Genomic DNA, 19127 nt, shown 5'->3' on the forward strand with positions numbered 1-19127 from the left:
GGAAAAGCGCAAAGGCAATGCCTCTGCGCTCACTTCTTAGGCGTAGTAAATATCGAACAACGTCTGTAACTGCTCGACGAGCTCTTCGGCCGTTGATGACTCGATTGTGCTCCGTTCGACCATCGTGACGATATTGCCGTCTTCTAACAGCGCGATCGATGGTGACGACGGGGCGTAACCTTCGAAGTATTCACGGGCGCGGTCAGTCGCTTCACGGTCTTGACCCGCGAACACAGTCACGAACTGGTCCGGTTTGACGCCTTCCATCTTATTCACGTACGCTGCTGCCGGACGAGCGATGCCACCGGCACAGCCACATACCGAGTTGACGAGCACGAGCGTGTTGCCTTCTTTCGTTAACGCCGCGTCGACTTCTTCCGGTGTGGTGAGTTCTGTGTAACCTGCAGAGCGTACCTCATTGCGAGCTTGTTCGACTACATCTTGAAAGTATAATTGAAAATCCATATTGTTTCCCCTTTCGACTTGCGTCTGTTCTTTCTTATTTTACGTCTAGTGGATCGGTTAGGACAAGTCTATCGCTCAATTGTCCTTCGAGGAACGGTGTCGCGTTCAACAGCGTCTTGAAGGCCACATAGCGGGCCCGCGCTTCAGCGGTCGCTTCCCGGTTCGTCAAATAGGCCCGGATGAGGATGTTCTTCGGCGTGTGCTCCATATCGATGAACTCGAGGAGTTGCGCCTCATAGCCGACGAGTCCAAGTAATTCGGCCCGAATCGAATCGGTGGCGAGCGCCGCGAACCGTTCTTTGATGAGTCCATGCTGCAACATGACGTCAAGGCTCGGTGCCTCAAGTTGACGGTTCAATTCTTTTTGACAACACGGCACGCTCAAGATGACTTTCGCCCCCCAACGCACGGCCCGAGCGAGCGCCATATCCGTTGCGACGTCGCACGCATGAAGTGTGACGACCATATCGACCGCCGTCTCCCCTTCGAACTCATTGATGTCACCGACGAGGAACTCGAGACGTTCATACCCAAGGTCGCGCGCAATCCCGGCACATTCCTCGATGACTTCTTTCTTCAAATCGAGCCCGGTGATATGGACGTCATAGCCTTTCATCTCATGCAAGAAGTGATAGAGGGCGAACGTCAAATACGACTTCCCGGAGCCGAAATCGAGAATCCGGATGGTCCGGTCGGTCGGTAAATGTTTGATCGAGTCTTCGATAAATTCGAGGAAGCGGTTGATTTGCTTGAACTTGTCATACTTTTGGCGTTTCACTTTCCCATCCTCGGACTGGACGCCGAGTCGGATGAGGAACGGTACCGGCTCATCGAGCGGCAACAGGTACTGCTTCTCGCGGTTATGACTCAGCTTCACTTGTTTGACGGCCGTCTCGCGCTCCTTGAACGTCACTTTGAACTTTTTAGACAGTTGAAAGTGGAACTCGGACGCCTTCAACTGGAACTGTCCTTGGCGGAACGTCTCGAGCAATTCATCGAGTTCGATGACCGCCTCGTCCGGTGTGAGATTTTTATGTTTCATTACCCGTTCAAATTGGTATTCGAATTGTATATGGTACTCGCCTTTCAACAGGACCGGCTTCAATTTGACCCGGCGTAAATCGTTCGACTTTTGACGCGGTTGACTGATTGTCGCTGTGACGAGCTCGTTCTGGCGAATCACATCAGCCAGCCGTTCGGTTAATGCTGTATATTCCACTGCGTTCATCCTTTTTTCAATAGTTTCGAAACTTTTGTTCACGTGTATTCGTACATACTATTACACGAACACGTGCAAACGTCAAAGGAGGATCATTGTATGTTCAAAAAGTTATTATCATCGATTGGAATCGGCGCCGCGACGGTGGATACGCGACTCGAAGAGAGTGCCTGTGTGCCAGGCGGGACACTGAATGGTGTCGTCCATATCAAGGGCGGCAGCACCGAGCAATCGGTCGACCGGATTTACATCTTCTTCAACACGCTCTATAAGCATGAGGTGAACGACAAGACGACGTATTCGACGTTCACGATCGAGAAGATTTTGTTGAACGAAGCGCCGTTCATGATCGATCCCGAAGAAGTGAAGGAAATCCCGTTCACGATTGACGTGCCGTTCAACACGCCGATTTCGGTCAGCCAATCGAAATCGTGGATCGAGACCGGTCTCGATATCGCCCAGGCCGTCGACCCGAAAGACGAGGACTCGATTCTCGTCAAACCGAACCAGGCCCAGCAGGTCGTCCTCGACGTGCTCGACGACATCGGCTTCCGCTTGAAGAAGGCCGATACGGAGATGCTTCCGGCCCGCCATCGTTCCGGCCGTCTCCCGATTGCCCAAGAGCTCGAATACTCGCCGAACGGGACGAGCTACGGACGTAAACTCGATGAGCTCGAAGTCGTCATGCTCCAAACAGAATCGTCGTTAGATTTATTGATTCAAGTCGACAAGAGCGTCCACAATCTCGGCAGCCTGTTCGCCGACTTGACCGGGACCGACGAATCGACACACCGCCTCAGCTACACGAACGCCGAGCTCACTTCGCCCGAACGAATTCGCCGCGATATCGAAGCGTTGATTGAACGTTCCATCTGAACCATGTTGCCACGGACAATTCCGTGGCTTTTTTATTTTCCATATGAAAAATCCTGCCCTCGGTCGAAGGCAGGACGTGAATCAATAGAGCGTATACGTGTCCGGGTCGATGGACTCGAGCGACTGTTTGATCGCCTGCAAGAACTGACCGGCGACGAGACCGTCGAGGACACGGTGGTCGACCGACATGCACAAGTTGACCATGTCACGCGCCGCGAACATCCCGTTCACCCAAACTGGGCGCTTCACGATCGACTCGACCGACAAGATCGCCGCTTGCGGGTAATTCAGAATCGGTGCCGACTGAATCGAACCGAACGCACCCGTATTGTTGATCGTGAACGTGCCGCCGCGCATCTCGTCCGCTTTCAAGCGGTTGCCGCGGGCACGGGCCGCGACGTCTTGAAGTGCGACGGCAAGACCTTTGATGTTCTTCTCGTCCGCGTGCTTGATGACCGGGACGTAGAGGGCGTCGTTCGCCGCGACGGCGACCGATAGATGGATGTCTTGATGGACTTTGATGTGATCGCCCGCCCATTCCGAGTTCATCATCGGATGTTTTTTGAGCGCCTCGATCGCCGCTTTCATAAAGAACGGCATAAACGTCAGTTTGACACCTTCCCGTTTGAAGAACTCGTCTTTCAACTTGGCCCGAGCCGTGACGAGGTTTGTCACATCGACCTCGATCATGAGCCACGCATGCGGGGCCTCATGTTTCGAGCGGACCATGTTGTTGGCAATCGCTTGACGGACACCTGCCGTCGGAATGAATTCGACTCGGTCCGACGACCCGTCGGTTGCCGGCACAGATGGTGACACGGAAGGTGCCGCGGCCGACTCAGGTACGTCGAGCTTCGTTTTTGTCATCGTCTCTTGAAGCGGCACTTGCGTCGCCGCTTCCGGCTTGACCGGACGGCCTTCCGATAAGTAGCGGAGGACATCTTTGCGCGTGATGCGACCACCGAGGCCACTGCCGTCGAGTTCGTTCAAGTCGATCGCGTTCTCATTGGCGAGTCGGATGACGGCCGGCGAGAAACGACCGTTATTCTGTTTTCGTGGCGCGGCCGACGCTACAGTGACCGCTTGCTTCGTCTCGACCGGGGCCGCTTCGACTTGTGCCGGTTCTGCTACCACTTCTGCTTTCGCTGGCGCCGAATCGGCACCTTCGACTTCCATGACGAGGACCGGTGTGCCGACGGCGACCGTGTCGCCTTCACTGATTAAAATCTGTTTCACGACACCGGCACTCGTCGCCGGAATCTCAGCGGTTACTTTATCGGTCATGACCTCGGCGAGCGGCTCATACTCCTCGACGCGGTCACCTGGTTTGACGAGAAACGTTGTGATCGTCCCCTCAGTGACACTTTCCCCGAGCTGTGGCATTTTAATTGTCTGTTCCATATGACCCCTCCTTAAAAGGCGGCGAGCTGACGTGCCCGCTCCGCGATTTTTTCAGGGGATACGATGAAGAACTTCTCCATCGGTGGTGCATACGGCATCGACGGAACGTCCGGTCCCGCCAGACGCTCGATTGGCGCATCGAGTTCGAACAGCGCTTTCTCCGCGATGATGGCCGCGACTTCCCCGATGATGCTGCCTTCCTTATTGTCCTCGGTGACGAGGAGCACTTTCCCGGTCTTCTTGACGGCTTCGACGATCCCCTCTTGGTCGAGCGGATAGATCGTGCGCAAATCAAGGATGTGCGTGCTGATGCCTTCGGCTTCGAGCGTTTTCGCCGCTTCCTGGGCCATGTGGACGCACAGACCGTACGTGATGATTGTGATGTCGTCACCTTCCCGCTTGACGGCGGCCTTGCCGATTTCGACCGTATAGTCGTCAGTCGGAAGGTCGGCTTTCAAGAGGCGGTACGCCCGTTTATGTTCGAAGAAGAGGACCGGGTCGTTTGAGCGGATGGCTGCCTTGAGCAACCCTTTCGCATCAACCGGGTCAGATGGGATGACGACTTTGAGTCCAGGCGTCGAGTTGAACATCGCCTCGACCGATTGGGAGTGATAGAGTGCGCCATGAATCCCGCCGCCGAACGGTGCACGGATGACCATCGGGCACGTCCAATCGTTATTTGAACGGTAACGGATTTTTGCCGCTTCGGAGACGATTTGGTTGACCGCCGGCATGATGAAGTCGGCGAATTGCATTTCGGCGATTGGACGCATGCCATACATGGCCGCCCCGATCCCGACACCTGCGATCGCGCTCTCGGCGAGCGGCGCATCGATGACGCGGTCCTCGCCGTACTTCTCAATCAAGCCTTGCGTCGCGCGGAACACACCGCCTCGGACGCCGACATCTTCCCCGAGCACGAAGACGTTCTCATCGCGTTCCATTTCTTCATGGATCGCTTCATTGATCGCTTCAATAAACGTTTTCATCACATTTCCCCCTCGTACACATGGTCCATCGTCGATTCAGGAGACGCATATGGTGCCTTATCGGCGTAAGCAGTCGCCTCATTGACTTCACGATCGACGTTCGCCTCGATCTCTGCGAGTTCTTCCTCGGTCATGACGCCATCTTCAATCAAACGCTTCCGGAACAATTGATTCCCGTCACGATTCTTAAGGTCGGCCAACTCTTCGACCGAGCGATACGCTTTGTCATCGTCATCCGACGAGTGCGGTACGAGACGTTCGACTTCGGCTTCGATGAGCGTCGGGCCTTCGCCGCGAAGGGCGCGGGCGCGGGCTTCTTTCACGGCGACATAAACGGCAATCGGATCTGTCCCATCGACCGTGACGCCTGGCATCCCGTAACCTTTGGCGCGGTCCGATACGCGCTCGCAAGCGAGTTGCTTCGAGAGCGGTACCGAGATGGCGTATTTGTTGTTCTCACAGAACAAAATCACAGGCAACTTATGCACGCCCGCGAAGTTCGCACCTTCGTGGAAGTCACCTTGGTTCGACGAGCCTTCTCCGAACGAGACGAACGTGACGAGCTCTTCTTTTTTCAGTTTGGCGGCGAGCGCCACACCGACCGCATGCGGCACTTGTGTCGTCACCGGAGACGAGCCCGTCACGATGCGGTGCTGTTTCGAACCGAAATGGCCCGGCATTTGACGGCCGCCTGAGTTTGGGTCTTCCGCCTTGGCGAACGCCGACAACATTAAATCGTGAGCCGTCTGTCCGAAGTGGAGGACAACGGCGACATCGCGGTAATACGGAAGAATATAGTCCGTCCCTTTTTCGAGCGCGAACGCCGCCCCGACTTGGGCCGCCTCTTGTCCTTGACACGAGACGACGAACGGGATTTTTCCGGCACGGTTCAATTTCCACATGCGCTCATCGATTTTACGGGCACGGACCATCGTCTCGTACATCGCACCGAGGTCTTGTTTCGTCAATCCTAGTTCCTCATATGAATTCACAGTCATCTGTTCCATTCTGTTTCCTCCTTAGGCGTGAATCGGTAATCCGTCAACGGCCAGTGCCGCTTCTTGGAACGCTTCGCTCAGCGCCGGGTGAGGATGGACGAGTTGGCCCATTTCCCATGCCGTGGCGTTCAAGACGAGAGCGAGTCCGCCTTCTGTGATTAATTCCGTCGCTTTTGGCCCGACGATGTGTACACCGAGCAGGTCGTCCGTCGTCTTGTCCGACACGAGTTTGACGAATCCATCCGCTTGCCCTTCGATACGGGCCTTGCCGAGGCCGTTGAAACGATACGTGCCCGTTTTGACTTCATGCCCGGCTGCTTTGGCACCTTCTTCGGTCATGCCGACCGATGCGACTTCCGGGACCCCATAGACACAACGCGGAATCAAGGCGTAGTCGAGCGGAGTCGGCTCGTGACCGAGAATCGTCTCGACCGCCTTCACACCTTCCGCCGAGGCGACATGGGCGAGTTGAAGCTTGCCGATGCAGTCTCCGATGGCGAAGATGTGACGTTCTTTCGTCCGATACTGTTCATCGACTTGGATGACACCGTTCTCGACGACAATCGACGTGTTCTGTAACCCGAGATGCTCCGTATTGGCGACCCGTCCGACCGAGACGAGTACACACTCGACCGAGATCGTTTCTTCGCCGACCGCGAGCGAGACGGCATCGGTTGCTACTTCTGTACGCTCCGGGTCGACGGTGACGTTCTTCAACACACGGACGCCCCGTTTTTTCAGGAGTCGCTCGACTTCCCGTGACACAGCCTTGTCTTCGAGCGGCAACAGACGCTCCCCGACTTCAATCAGCGTGACCGCGACATCAAGGTCGATGAGCATCGAGGCCCATTCGACACCGATGACCCCACCGCCGACGATGGCGATGGATTCTGGCAACTGTTCGAACTGGAGCAGGTCGTCCGAGTTCAAGATGCGTGTATGGTCAAACGGCAGCCCTGGCAATTCGCGCGGAATCGACCCTGTCGCGATGATGAGCTGGTTCGGCAAGATGAGCTCGGACTCCCCGGATTCGTCTTCGACCGCGACCGTTCCCGGCTGCGGCGAGAAGATGCTCGGTCCCAAAATCGATGCCTTTCCGCGAAACACCTCGATTTTACCTTGCTTCATCAGATGCTCAATACCTTTTTCTAGTCCCGCGACCAAGTCGCGTTTGAATGACTGGGCCCGCTCCATGCTGAACGAAACGGATCCCGTCTCAACACCGTACGTGCTCCCGTGTTTTGCCGTCTGATAGACGTGGGCCGCTTTCAACAACGCCTTCGTCGGGATGCAGCCTTTATGTAGACATGTCCCGCCGAGTTTCTCGGCCTCCACGATTGCGACAGTTTTCCCGGCTTGGGCCGCCTTGATGGCTGCGACATATCCGCCAGGACCGCCGCCGATGACGACGATTTCAAATTCTCGTGCCATGTGTATCCCCCTCATATTCTCGAACTGCTTCTTCATGTCGGATGGCCCGGAGTGCGCCTTCGGCGAGTGCCTTCAGCTCATCTTCGCCCGGATAGATGTGAACCGGCGCCAAATAGCCGACGCGCGCACTGATTTGCTCGGTCAGCCAAGTCGAATAGGCGATGCCACCCGTCAACAGAATCGCGTCGACGTCGCCGCGTAGGGTGGCGCCATGTTTGGCGATTTCCTGGGCGACGCGGTATGCCATCGTCTCGTAAAGAAGAGCGGCCTGTTCATCGCCATCTGCCATGCGCTGTTCGATCTCGATCGCGTCGAACGTTCCGAGGTGGGCAAACAGCCCTCCGCGTCCGACGATTTTCTGTTTCATTTCCGACTCTTTATACCTGGTACTATAACATAGTTCTACTACCTGTCCAACAGGAATCGAGCCTGCCCGTTCTGGTGCGAGCGGCCCATCGCCGTCGAGTCCGTTGTTCACATCGATGACGGCGCCTTTGGCGTGGGCACCGACTGTGATACCTCCTCCGAGGTGGGCGATAATCAAGTTGAGCTGTTTGTAATCGCTTCCATTTTCGACTGCGAAACGTTTTGCGACCGCCTTCTGATTCAAGGCGTGAAAGATGCTGCGACGATTGATTTCCGGCATTCCCGTCGCACGCGCGAGCGGGCCGAGCTCATCGACGACGACTGGATCGACGATGAAATTCGGTACCTGAAATAATTCACCGAGTTTATAAGCGAGTAGTCCGCCCAAGTTCGAGGCATGCATCCCGAAACGACCGCTCGCCAAATCTTCACGCATGAGCGGGTTGACAGCGTACGTCCCCGATGTCATCGGGGCCAGCAGCCCGCCGCGACCGACGATCGCGGACAACTCCTCGCCCGCGATGTTCGACTCGGCCAACAATTGTCGCACTTCGCGTTCACGATGCGGCAGTTGCTCCGGTAGTGACAATCCTGTGACATCGGCCTCGTGACGGACGGTACGAGACAAGATCTCGTCCGCTCCGTCAAACAAACCGACCTTCGTCGACGTCGAGCCCGGGTTGATGGCAAGAATGAGCTGTCGTGTCATCTCAGCGCCCACCCAATAAGCTCTTTTCGACTTTCAAGAACTGGCTGCGCGAACGGGACATCATCTGAATCCGTTCCTCGGCCATCTTCTCGGCGGCGACATGCGTCGGCACCCCGTCGCGCTCCGCGATTTCGAAGACGCGCTGCATGTTGTCATAGATGAGTTCGACTTTCTTCATCGCCCGCTCGCGGTTATACCCTTCGAGTTCGTCGGCCACGTTGATGACCCCGCCCGCGTTGATGACGAAGTCCGGTGCATAGAGAATGCCGCGCTCCTCGAGCACGTCCCCGTGACGGTCCTCGGCGAGCTGGTTGTTGGCCGCACCGGCGACGATTTGGGCTTTGAGCATCGGAATCGTCTTGTCGTTGATGATCGCACCGAGCGCACACGGGGCGAAAATGTCACAATCGACCGCATAAATCTCGTCCGGCTTGACGACCGTCGCACCGAAGTCCGTCTCAGCGCGCTTGAGCGCCTCTTCATTGATGTCGGTGACGACCAAGTGCGCCCCTTCTTCATGGAGATGACGGCATAAGTTGTAGGCGACGTTGCCGACGCCTTGGACAGCGACCGTCTTGCCGGCAAGCGAGTCCGAGCCGAACTTCCATTTCGCCGCCGCCTTCATGCCGCGGTACACGCCGTACGCCGTCACCGGCGACGGGTTGCCGCTCGAGCCGAACGCCGGGCTGACGCCGGTCACGTAATCCGTCTCCATATGGATGAAGTCCATGTCGGCGACCGACGTATTGACGTCTTCCGCCGTGATATAACGGCCGCTGAGCGACTGCACGTAACGACCGAACGCACGGAACAACGCCTCCGACTTGTCCGTCTTCGCATTGCCGATGATGACGGCTTTCCCGCCACCGAGGTTGAGGCCCGCTGCCGCGTTTTTGTACGTCATCCCTTTTGCGAGACGAAGGACGTCCGTGAGCGCTTCTTCTTCCGACGCATAGTTCCACATCCGCAGCCCCCCGAGAGCCGGCCCGAGTGTCGTGTCATGAATGGCGATAATCGCCTTCAGTCCTGACGCCTGGTCTTGGCAAAAGACGATTTGCTCATAGTCCTCGGCCTGCAAGACGTCGAAAATTCGAAAGCGTGGTTCCATGTTTGTTTCCATCATTGATGATTCCTCCATAAAATTTATTTTTTAGCGTGCAAGAGCGCGAATGCGAGTGAGTACAGTTTGGCCTCGGCCGTATCGGCCCGGCTCGTCAAAACGACCGGTGCGGCTGCGCCGACGACGATCGCCGCCACGCTCGCTCCGGCAAAGTACATCATCGACTTATAAAGGACGTTGCCGACCTCTATGTATGGGACGAGCAATAGGTCGGCTTGTCCGGCGACCTCACTCTCGATGCCTTTTTGTTTGGCCGCGACCATGTCGACGGCGTTATCGAGCGCAAGCGGTCCGTCGACGACACATCCTTTGATTTGGCCGCGACGGTTCATTTGGGCGAGCAGCGCCGCGTCTGTCGTGGCGGCCATCTGTGGATTGACCACTTCGACGGCGGCGATGGCAGCGACACGCGGTAGCTCGTACCCGATGTCTGTCATCGCATCGACCGCATTGGCGATGATGTCCACTTTCTCTTCGAGCGTCGGCGCGATATGGATGGCCGCGTCGGTCACACCGATTAATCGTTCCCGGTTCGGGATTTGAAATAAGGCGATATGGCTGAGCGTCCGGTTCGTCCGGAGTCCTGCCTCGCGGCTGAGCACAGCTTTCATGAACGTCGACGTCGCGACCATTCCTTTCATGAGCACATCCGCTTCTCCTGTCTTGACCGCGAGCGTCGCTCGTTTGGCAATCTCTTTATCGCCTTTGACGTGGATGATATCGACCGCGTGATCTTCGATGCCGTGCTCGTCGCATAATCGTTTAATCTCCCGGGCATCTCCAATCAATTTAAATCGAGATAGACCGTGATCGGTCGCGAGTTTGACGGCGCGAATGACCTCCACATCGGCGGCCCCGGCAATCGAGACGGTGCGCCCGTCCAACCGCTTCGCCTTTTCGAGCATCCGTTCAAAATTCATGCATGTCCCCCCTTGCCTGTCTTCATCCACTAACAAGCAATTTTGTTTCCACTTTTGAAAGCGCTTTAATAGGTCGTATACTCTGCACTTTTTTGCGTGGTATGAAAAAAAATGCAGGTAATTTATTGCATACGTTCAAGTTTATTATACAGCGTCCGAATCGAAATGTGTAATCGCCGGGCGGCCTCTGACTTGTTGCCGTCCGCCTCCTCGATGGCCCGTTCAATCAAATCACGCTCATAGCGCGACACGGCATCCTGTAACGACAGCGCGTCGGTCGGTCGGGCCGATGCGACACGCGGTGACAGCTGTAGGTGGTGCGGCGCGATCCACTGCTCGGAACTCGCCATATAGATGATCGCCCGCCCGAGGACATTCTCGAGCTCTCGGACGTTGCCTTTCCAATACTGATTCTTCAACAGCTCGGTCGCCTCGCGGTTCACCCCACGCACGCTGCGGCCGTACTCTTGGTTCAGCTTGCGGACGATGCGTTCGCAGAGTGGCTCGATTTCTTCGAGCCGGTCCCGGAGCGGCGGGATGTGGATCGGCATCCGGTTGATCCGGTAATATAAGTCTTCACGGAACGTGCCGTCCGCCACTTTTTGTTCAAGGTCGGCGTTCGTCGCCGCGATGATGCGGACGTCGACCGGGATCGCATTCGTGCCCCCGACCCGGACGATCTCATGCTCTTGCAGGACACGGAGGAGTTTGACTTGGACATCGACCGGGAGTTCGCCGATCTCGTCTAGGAAGAGAGAGCCGCCATCGGCCTCTTCGAAATAACCGACCTTCCCCCCGCGTTTCGCCCCGCTGAAGGCGCCGTCCTCGTAGCCGAACAATTCACTCTCGAGCAGCGTCGGGGAGATGGCCGCACAATTGACGCGGACGAACTTTTTATATTTGCGCGGTGACTCCCCATGAATGGCGTGGGCGAACAGTTCCTTGCCCGTCCCCGACTCCCCGCGAATGAGGACGGTGACCGGCGTGACCGCGGCGAGGCGGGCCTGTTCGATGACGAAGCGCATCGCATCGCTCGACGCGATGATGTCGGCGAACTGGTATTTTGCCTCGAGGTTGCGGATGCGTGTCTTCGCCTCTTGTAACTCGTCACGGAGCGCCCGAATTTGAGACACGTCCCGGATGACACCGACCGACCCGCGCAATTGTCCTTCGACGATAATCGGTTCGGCATTGACGAGAATGTCGCGCCGCGTCGCCCCGATCTGCATCCGGATATCCCGGACACCTTGCCCGGTCGACAGCACTTTCAAGTGGACGCTCTCCTGCATGCCGATGTCGGCCGTCGCCGGCTTGTCGACGACGTCTTCTTTCTTGAATCCCGTCAGTCGCGTATAGGACGGATTGATTAGAATCGTGTTCCCGTTATGGTCGGCGACCGAGATCGCCTCGCTCGTACAGTCGATAATCGCCTCGAGCATCTGTTGATTTTGCTTCAACCGTTCGACGACGATGCGGATGAACTCGCCGGGCAAGACGACCGCATCCGCAAAGTGTCCTTTCAACTCATCGAACGTCTCGGAGCGGCCCGTCGTCTCGATGACAAAATCGAGACGCTTGTCGGCACAGGCCCGCCAATCTTCCGCCGTCATAATCCCCTGGTTTCGTGCGAGCTGCATCCCTTCGGCCGTCGACTCTGGGTCGATGACGGCGACGACGGTGGCAAGCGGCGAGTCGAGCAGCATTTTCAGCACCTCGGTCCCGCCTTTTCCCGCACCGACAATCATCAATCGTTTATTCATTCTGAAATCCCCCAATTTTACCGTTCTGCATTCATGCTACTGAACCTGAACTGATTTCGCAACCTCACAAAAAATGCCGTGTCGGCCTATGTATTTTCTGTTAAAATAATGAGTGTTAAGGAGGAGATCCTATGCGCATCATCGCACTGTTGATCTTAATCATCCCTGGCCTCTTCGGTGTCTATGGCATCAAGTTACTTCGCGACAGTTTCTTCCTCAAGACGAGCGTCCCGTTCTCTTGGATCGAGTCGGTGGCAGCCGCCTCGATGTTACAAGGAACGTTCGGACTGTTGATTGCGATGGGCGGGATCGGTTTCGTGGCAGGTTATATCTTCAATCGTGATAAGAAAACAGGCAAAGTCCCACGAATAGATTCTTGAACACAAAAAAAGGTTCCCTAACTTGACTTCATTTCAAGTGGGGAACCTTTTTATTCGTATTGAATTGTGATCACTACGGATGATCTCCTCTCCTACTTGCTACAATCTTGTGACATGAGGTCCAATGGTCTTCTTAATGAAGAAGTTTGAAAGAAATTAGTAACTGCCGTCTTGCGTGAACGGAAACGTACCCATTCGAGTTACTAACGATTAATCATCGGGTCATGTCGAACCATCCATCGTGAAGTCGAACGCTTGCCATAAACTGTTCAACGGTTGACAACACTCCTTTTGGTCAACTGAACGATTCGTTTTCCCCGGGCACGGTCCCTAGCTTCGAACTCGATGCCGGAATCGCCTCGCGAATGAGCGTACGTCGCGACCTCTCGTCGGGACGATGACGATTTGAGATGTCGTTCCCACCTCTGAGCTATTGACGGATAGCGGTCCGAGATGATTTCTTGCTCTAACCCGTTCCGGAACACGTTAGAAAGCGTTCATCTGACGCTCGTCCAAGTAACTTGGTACACCTTTATTATAACAAGTTTCGCCCAATTTGCAAGCGCTTTCTTTCACAAAGTAAAAGAAAAATCAGGAGGAAATCCTCCTGATCGATCACTGCTGCTTGAACGACTGATACGTGACGAAATACGAGATAAATTCTGAGTTTTTCGGACTGCGTTCGCGTTCCGGGCGCCCGTCGAACATCTCATGATCGCGCATCCCGTTCTCCCACGCCGTCTTGATGGCGTGGCGCATCGCCCGCTCGACACGGGACGACGTCGTCTCATGTTCCTTGGCAATCATCGGATAGAGCTCCTTCGTAATCAAGCCGAGCAATTCCTGACGTTCCCGCACGTAGACGACGGCTTGGCGGATGTATTTGAACCCTTTGATCCGCGGCGAGATGCCGAGTTGTTGCAGTAAGAGCGAGATATCGAGTTCTTCCGGTGACATCGCCTCGAAGTCTCGGCTCGAGCCGGCGGCGAGTTCGCGGATTTTCGTGATCAGTTGTTGAATGTTGAACGGCTTGACTAAAAAGTAAGAAGCGCCGAGTTGAACGGCCTGCTTCGTGACTTCATCTTTCCCGAACGCGCTGAGCATGATCACTTCCGGTTTGGCGTTCGCCAGTTCCGTCTGTAACCGTTCGAGGACGCCGATCCCGTCTAGATGCGGCATGATGATGTCGAGCAGGAGCACGTCCGGCTGGTGTGTCTTGACGACGTCTAAGCATGCCTCGCCGTCGTAGGCTGTCCCGACGACTTTCAAATCGTCTTCGGACTCGAGTTGGCGGGTCAACAAATCGACGATTTCTCGATTGTCGTCCGCGATGCATAATGTAATCAATTAAGACACTCCTTCGATAAACTTCCGTTTTAATTGGAGAGACATGGTGAGCAGTTCCTCCACATGTTGTTTCGTCAATTCCGTCATTTGCGCCCCGGCAATCATCCGTCCGAGCTCATCGACCCGTTCGGCATGCCCGAGCGTCGACACGTTCGTCTTCGTGCGCTCATCCGTTTCCGTCTTCGTGATATACAAATGCTGGTCCGCCATAGCGGCCACTTGGGCCAAATGGGTGATGCAGAGCACTTGCGATCCGACCGACAACCGGAAAATTTTCTCGCCCATCGCTTGGGCGACCCGTCCCGACACGCCAGTATCGACCTCGTCGAAGATGATGGACGCGACACCGACCGTCCTTGAGAAAATCGATTTCAACGCGAGCATGACGCGGGATAGTTCTCCGCCTGAAGCGACTTTGGCGAGCGGCTTGAACGGTTCGCCGACGTTCGTCATCATATAGAACTCGACTTGGTCGAGTCCGTCTGCCTTGAACGGCCCTTCTTTGAACCGGACTTCGAACTGGGTCTTCTCCATATACAATTCCTTCAATTCACGCTGAATCGCTTTCTCGAGCTCGGTCGCCGCTTGTTTGCGGGCCGCCGATAACGCTAGTCCGGTCGTACGCACTTTTTGTTCGAGCTGGGCGAGCCGGTCCGATAGTTCTTGCAAGTGTTCTTCCCGATTCGTCATCGATTTTAACTCGTCGGCGATTTTTTCCCCATACGTGATGACCTCGTCGATCGTGGCCCCGTATTTCCGTTTCAACTGTTGGAACAAGGCGAGCCTCGTCTCAATTTCATCGAGCCGAATCGGATCAAATTCGAGTGAATCGAGCTGATCGCGCAACTGGAATTTGGCGTCCTCGAGCAAGAAATAAGCGTTCGAGATTGTTTCGGCCATCGGCGCGAGCGATGTCGACAATGAGGAAGCTTCCTCCATCTCGCGCATGGCGATCCCGATTTGATCGAGACCTTTCGCCTCATCCGCGACGGCCTCATACGATAACCGGACGTGCTGATGAATCCGCTCGAAGTTGGCGAGCTCGTTCCGTTCCTCGGTGAGCGCCTGTTCTTCTCCGACCTTCAGTTCGGCCGCCTCAATCTCATTCGTCTGGAACGCGAGCAGGTCCATGCGCTGGGCCAGTTCTTGTTCGCTTTGACTCAATCGTTTCAACTCGTCGGCGACGTTCTTCCAATCGACGTAAGCCTCTCGATAACGTTCGAGGAGCGGGGCGAGCTCGGTTTCGGCAAAACTATCTAAAATGCCGAGATGGTATTCGGCATCCATCAAGTGCTGGTGCTCATGCTGGCCATGAATATCGACGAGCAGCCGTCCGAGCTCGCGAAGCGTCGACAGCGGCATCATCTTACCGTTGACACGGCAAACACTCTTTCCGCTACTATGTAGGTCGCGGCGCAAAATGACGGTCCCTTCTTCAATCTCGATGCCGTATTGGGTCGCCGCCTCGATGATCGGATGGTCTGGTTCGACGTTGAACAGCCCTTCGATCTCCGCCTTGTCTTGGCCATAGCGGACGAACTCGCTCGAACCGCGGCCCCCGACGAGCAGGCCGATCGCATCGAGCAAGATTGATTTCCCGGCTCCGGTCTCACCCGTCAATACGGTCATCCCACGTTTGAACGTGATATTCAGTTCATCGATGATCGCAAATTGTTTGATCGATAGTTCTGCTAACATACGATAGTTCACCTCATAACATTCCGAGTAGTCGTTCGATGATTCGCTTTGCCTGGTCTTCGTCGCGGGCGATCATCAGAATCGTATCATCGCCACACACCGTCCCAATCAATTCATCCCATGACAAATGGTCAATCAAGACACCGATTGCATCCGCATTGCCCGGTAATACTTTCATGACGACCAAGTTTTGGGCCGAGTCGACCGAGACGAAACTGTCGCCGAGGATCCGTTTCATCTTGCCGTACGGGTTGAAGCGTTGATCGGCCGGAAGGCTATACTTATAGCGCCCGTCGTTGAGCGGTACTTTCACGAGATGGAGCTCTTTGATGTCCCTTGACACTGTTGCCTGGGTCACTGGATATCCAGAGCGATGCAGCTCGTCGACGAGCTCGTCTTGCGTCTCGATTTCACGGTTTGTCACGATTTCTCGAATCTTAATCAAGCGCTGTCCTTTATTCATACTCGCTGACACCTCATTTTATGTTTCACATACTCAGTATCATTCTAAAGTATTGTCGAAAAAAGGTCTAGCATTCACAGGATGATTTCCCCAGTCGGTCGCATTCGCGCATGAAAAAGCTGCAGACGAAACGTCTGCAGCTCAAGCGTTCTTCTTTAATTGCGCGTGCGCGGCGTCGATGACCGCGTCCACGTCGATGGCTGGGTCGACACTGCCAACACCTGTAAAACGGGCGAACAATAAGAATTCGATATTCCCATCCCCACCGGTGATCGGTGAAAAGTCGAGTCCCGCGACTTCGAATCCTTCCGAGGCGAAGTAACGGACCATGTCGTCGACGACCCGTTCATGGATGGCGCGGTCCCGGACGATGCCTTTTTTGCCGACATCGGCCTTCCCGGCCTCAAATTGCGGTTTGACGAGCGCCATGACGATGCCGTTAGGCTTCAAAATCGTCTTCAACGGCGGAATCATGAGCCGAAGTGAGATGAACGAGACATCGATCGTCGCGAAATCCGGCGTCACCGGGAACTGGTCAGCGGTCGCATGGCGGAAGTTCATCCGCTCCATGACGACGACACGGTCATCGCTCCGAAGTTTCCACGCCAACTGGTTATAGCCGACGTCGACGGCATACATTTGCGTGGCCCCGTTTTGGAGCGCACAATCGGTGAAACCGCCTGTCGATGAGCCGATATCGATGCCGATGTTACCAGCCACATCGAACGGGAAGACTTGGAGCGCTTTTTCAAGCTTCAGTCCGCCCCGCCCGACGTATGGCAACACTTGGCCTTTCACTTCGAGCGGAATGTCGTCGAACACTTTGTCGCCCGCCTTGTCGAGGCGTTCGGTCCCGCTATAGACGAGCCCGGCCATGACAGACCGCTTCGCCTTCTCTCTCGTCTCCGCTAAGCCGCGGTCGACGAGGAGCACATCTAATCTAGTTTTCTTTCGTTTTTCCATAGTTCCTCACACATTCTGTCGATTTGTCACTTGAACGAACTGCTGAACCGAGTCAGCGATTTGCGTCGGACGGAGCCCGATTTCTTCGAGTAGCTGATTGACGCCGCCGTGTTCGATATAGCGGTCCGGAATGCCGAGTCGGAGCACACGCGGGAACTGCCCAGCATCGCTCGCATGTTCGAGCACGCTGCTACCGAAGCCACCGGCGAGCGCCGCTTCCTCTAACGTGACGATCGGGATGCCTTCCGCATATAAAGCAGAGAGCATAACATCGTCGAGCGGTTTAATCGTCCGAGCGTTGATGACGCGGACGCTCACTTGTCCTTCAAGCAGTGCGCGTACTTCGAGCGCGTCTTGCACTTGTGGACCGAACGTCAAGATGGCGACGTCCGTCCCGTCTGCAACCGTCTCCCAGACGTCGAGCGGCAATTCGCGGAGCGTCTCGCTCATCGGTGTGCCGATTCCTTCACCACGCGGGAAGCGGACGGCAATTGGACCATCATCATACTTCAGCGCTGAATAGACAAGATGTTGCAACTCTTCCTCGTCTTTCGCCATCAAGATGCGAATATTCGGGACATGACGCATAAAGGCGATATCGAATACCCCTTGGTGCGTCTCCCCGTCCGCTCCGACGAGACCAGAACGATCGATTGTGAAGACGACGTTCAAGTTTTGACGGCAAATGTCGTGCACGAGCTGATCATAGGCGCGTTGGAAGAACGTCGAATAAATCGAGACGACCGGCTTCAAGCCTTGTGTCGCCTGTCCTCCGGCCAATGTGACCGCATGCTGTTCGGCGATGCCGACGTCAAACATCCGCTCCGGGAATTGCTTGTTGAAGCAATCGAGTTTCGAGCCGACGCTCATCGCGGGTGTGATGAGTGTCACGCGCTCGTCCGTCTCGGCAACTTTCGTGATCGTCTCAGCGACGACCTTCGAATAGCTCGGTCCTTTGACCTTGCCTTTGATGACTTCTCCCGACTCGATTTTATACGGTCCGAGGCCGTGCCACGTGCCGACACCATCGAGTTCGGCCGGGCGATAGCCCTTGCCTTTTTTCGTGATGACGTGGACGATGACCGGTCCATCGATTTTCTTGGCATATTCGAGCGTCTCAAGCAGGTCGCGTAAATCGTGACCGTCTGTCGGTCCGAAGTACGTGAATCCGAGCTCTTCGAAGAACGTCCCCGGGATGAGCGCTGATTTCAACATATCCTTCACACGTTCCCCGCTCCGTTCGAGCGAGTTGCCGACGATCGGGATATGTTTGATGAGCGTTTCGACTTCCTCACGGGCGTGTTTCAGTTTACGAGACGAGCGCATCCGACCGAGCATATTGTGCAAGGCACCGACGTTCGGGGCGATTGACATCTCATTGTCGTTCAAGATGACGATGACGTTTTGTTTCTCGGCGCCGATATGGTTGAGTGCTTCGAGCGCCATTCCCCCTGTGAGCGCCCCGTCCCCGATGATGGCGATGGCCCGGTCGTTCGCGCGCCCTTTCAATTCGTTCGCGATGGCGATTCCCATCGCGGCCGATAAGGACGTCGAGCTGTGCCCCGTCTCCCAGACGTCATGATCACTCTCACAACGCTTCGGGAACCCGCATAAGCCGTTGTATTGACGGAGCGTGTCGAACTGACTCGTTCGTCCTGTCAAGATTTTGTGGACGTAGGCTTGATGCCCCACATCCCATACGAGTTGGTCTTTCGGACTGTCAAATACACGGTGCAAGGCAAGCGTCAATTCGACAACCCCTAGGTTTGGTCCCAAGTGCCCTCCCGTTTCAGCCAATTTTTCAATCAAAAACCGTCTGATGTCCGCTCCGAGTGCTTCTAACTCGGGTACCGACATCTTTTTTAAGAATGACGGGTCTTGAATGGATGTCAAGTCCATGATGACCATCCTTTCTCCTGTCTTATTACTGATTCGTACCTTACATTTTACAAGAATGTGTCCATAGATGCTATACATTCACAAAAACAAAGGTGACACGATGTGCTCATCGTGTCACCGAGA

The 19127-nt window shown here is 55.4% G+C and carries 17 protein-coding genes; 2 read left to right on the forward strand and 15 right to left on the reverse strand.

What is annotated here, in order from left to right; genetic code table 11:
- Positions 1-36 precede the first annotated feature (36 nt).
- Together KNP71_RS03735 and KNP71_RS03740 are read right to left on the reverse strand one after the other, a co-directional pair.
- Entirely contained in the window at positions 37-465 is a 429-nt protein-coding gene (locus KNP71_RS03735) for a BrxA/BrxB family bacilliredoxin (RefSeq protein ID WP_214830030.1), read from the reverse strand.
- Positions 466-499: 34 nt separating this feature from the next.
- Positions 500-1684 (reverse strand): class I SAM-dependent methyltransferase, encoded by a 1185-nt coding sequence (locus KNP71_RS03740; RefSeq protein WP_029595284.1) that lies wholly within the window; start codon positions 1682-1684, stop codon positions 500-502.
- Positions 1685-1783: 99 nt separating this feature from the next.
- On the opposite strand from KNP71_RS03740, the gene KNP71_RS03745 reads away from it, so the two are divergent.
- On the forward strand, positions 1784-2560 hold the full coding sequence (locus KNP71_RS03745; protein ID WP_029595283.1) for a sporulation protein: 777 nt from the start codon (positions 1784-1786) through the stop codon (positions 2558-2560).
- Between the two features lie 81 nt (positions 2561-2641).
- On the opposite strand, the gene KNP71_RS03750 is transcribed toward KNP71_RS03745, so the two are convergent.
- The 8 genes from KNP71_RS03750 to KNP71_RS03785 form a co-directional block, all read right to left on the reverse strand.
- Positions 2642-3961 carry a dihydrolipoamide acetyltransferase family protein gene (locus KNP71_RS03750; protein WP_029595282.1) on the reverse strand — a complete coding sequence of 440 codons (1320 nt, stop codon included), beginning with the start codon at positions 3959-3961 and terminating at the stop codon, positions 2642-2644.
- Between the two features lie 11 nt (positions 3962-3972).
- The gene (locus KNP71_RS03755; protein ID WP_029595281.1) at positions 3973-4950 is read right to left on the reverse strand and encodes an alpha-ketoacid dehydrogenase subunit beta; all 978 of its coding nucleotides are present in this window, start codon (positions 4948-4950) and stop codon (positions 3973-3975) included.
- Positions 4950-5948, reverse strand: a complete 999-nt coding sequence (locus KNP71_RS03760) for a thiamine pyrophosphate-dependent dehydrogenase E1 component subunit alpha (protein WP_214830063.1) — start codon at positions 5946-5948, stop codon at positions 4950-4952. The genes KNP71_RS03755 and KNP71_RS03760 overlap by 1 nt, the downstream gene beginning before the upstream one ends.
- Positions 5949-5969: 21 nt before the next feature.
- The gene (lpdA, locus tag KNP71_RS03765; RefSeq protein WP_214830032.1) at positions 5970-7379 is read right to left on the reverse strand and encodes a dihydrolipoyl dehydrogenase; all 1410 of its coding nucleotides are present in this window, start codon (positions 7377-7379) and stop codon (positions 5970-5972) included.
- On the reverse strand, positions 7363-8454 hold the full coding sequence (gene buk, locus KNP71_RS03770) for a butyrate kinase (RefSeq protein ID WP_214830034.1): 1092 nt from the start codon (positions 8452-8454) through the stop codon (positions 7363-7365). The genes lpdA and buk overlap by 17 nt, the downstream gene beginning before the upstream one ends.
- A 1-nt stretch (position 8455) precedes the next feature.
- Positions 8456-9577: a Glu/Leu/Phe/Val family dehydrogenase gene (locus KNP71_RS03775; RefSeq protein WP_214720377.1), complete on the reverse strand. Its 1122-nt coding sequence runs from the start codon at positions 9575-9577 to the stop codon at positions 8456-8458.
- A gap of 20 nt (positions 9578-9597) precedes the next feature.
- On the reverse strand, positions 9598-10494 hold the full coding sequence (gene yqiS / locus KNP71_RS03780; RefSeq protein ID WP_058763882.1) for a phosphate butyryltransferase: 897 nt from the start codon (positions 10492-10494) through the stop codon (positions 9598-9600).
- A gap of 122 nt (positions 10495-10616) precedes the next feature.
- Positions 10617-12254 carry a sigma 54-interacting transcriptional regulator gene (locus KNP71_RS03785; RefSeq protein WP_214830036.1) on the reverse strand — a complete coding sequence of 546 codons (1638 nt, stop codon included), beginning with the start codon at positions 12252-12254 and terminating at the stop codon, positions 10617-10619.
- A 131-nt stretch (positions 12255-12385) separates the two neighbouring features.
- Between KNP71_RS03785 and KNP71_RS03790 the strand changes: the two genes are divergently transcribed.
- Positions 12386-12634, forward strand: coding sequence for a DUF2627 family protein (locus KNP71_RS03790; protein WP_021067693.1), 249 nt, complete (start codon positions 12386-12388; stop codon positions 12632-12634).
- Positions 12635-13249: 615 nt separating this feature from the next.
- Here the strand turns inward: KNP71_RS03790 and spo0A are convergent.
- The 5 genes from spo0A to dxs all read right to left on the reverse strand — a co-directional run bounded on the left by spo0A (position 13250) and on the right by dxs (position 19004).
- Positions 13250-13981, reverse strand: a complete 732-nt coding sequence (spo0A, locus tag KNP71_RS03795; protein ID WP_214714657.1) for a sporulation transcription factor Spo0A — start codon at positions 13979-13981, stop codon at positions 13250-13252.
- Complete coding sequence (gene recN / locus KNP71_RS03800; protein WP_021067695.1) at positions 13982-15679, reverse strand: DNA repair protein RecN; 1698 nt, start codon at positions 15677-15679, stop codon at positions 13982-13984. It lies immediately after the preceding gene.
- Positions 15680-15692: 13 nt separating this feature from the next.
- The gene (gene ahrC, locus KNP71_RS03805; RefSeq protein ID WP_021067696.1) at positions 15693-16142 is read right to left on the reverse strand and encodes a transcriptional regulator AhrC/ArgR; all 450 of its coding nucleotides are present in this window, start codon (positions 16140-16142) and stop codon (positions 15693-15695) included.
- Positions 16143-16283: 141 nt separating this feature from the next.
- Positions 16284-17105, reverse strand: coding sequence for a TlyA family RNA methyltransferase (locus KNP71_RS03810; RefSeq protein ID WP_029595275.1), 822 nt, complete (start codon positions 17103-17105; stop codon positions 16284-16286).
- A gap of 6 nt (positions 17106-17111) precedes the next feature.
- On the reverse strand, positions 17112-19004 hold the full coding sequence (gene dxs, locus KNP71_RS03815; RefSeq protein ID WP_029595274.1) for a 1-deoxy-D-xylulose-5-phosphate synthase: 1893 nt from the start codon (positions 19002-19004) through the stop codon (positions 17112-17114).
- Positions 19005-19127 lie beyond the last annotated feature (123 nt).

Source organism: Exiguobacterium sp. s56, assembly GCF_018618255.1.
GTDB classification, from domain to species: Bacteria; Bacillota; Bacilli; order Exiguobacteriales; family Exiguobacteriaceae; genus Exiguobacterium; species Exiguobacterium chiriqhucha.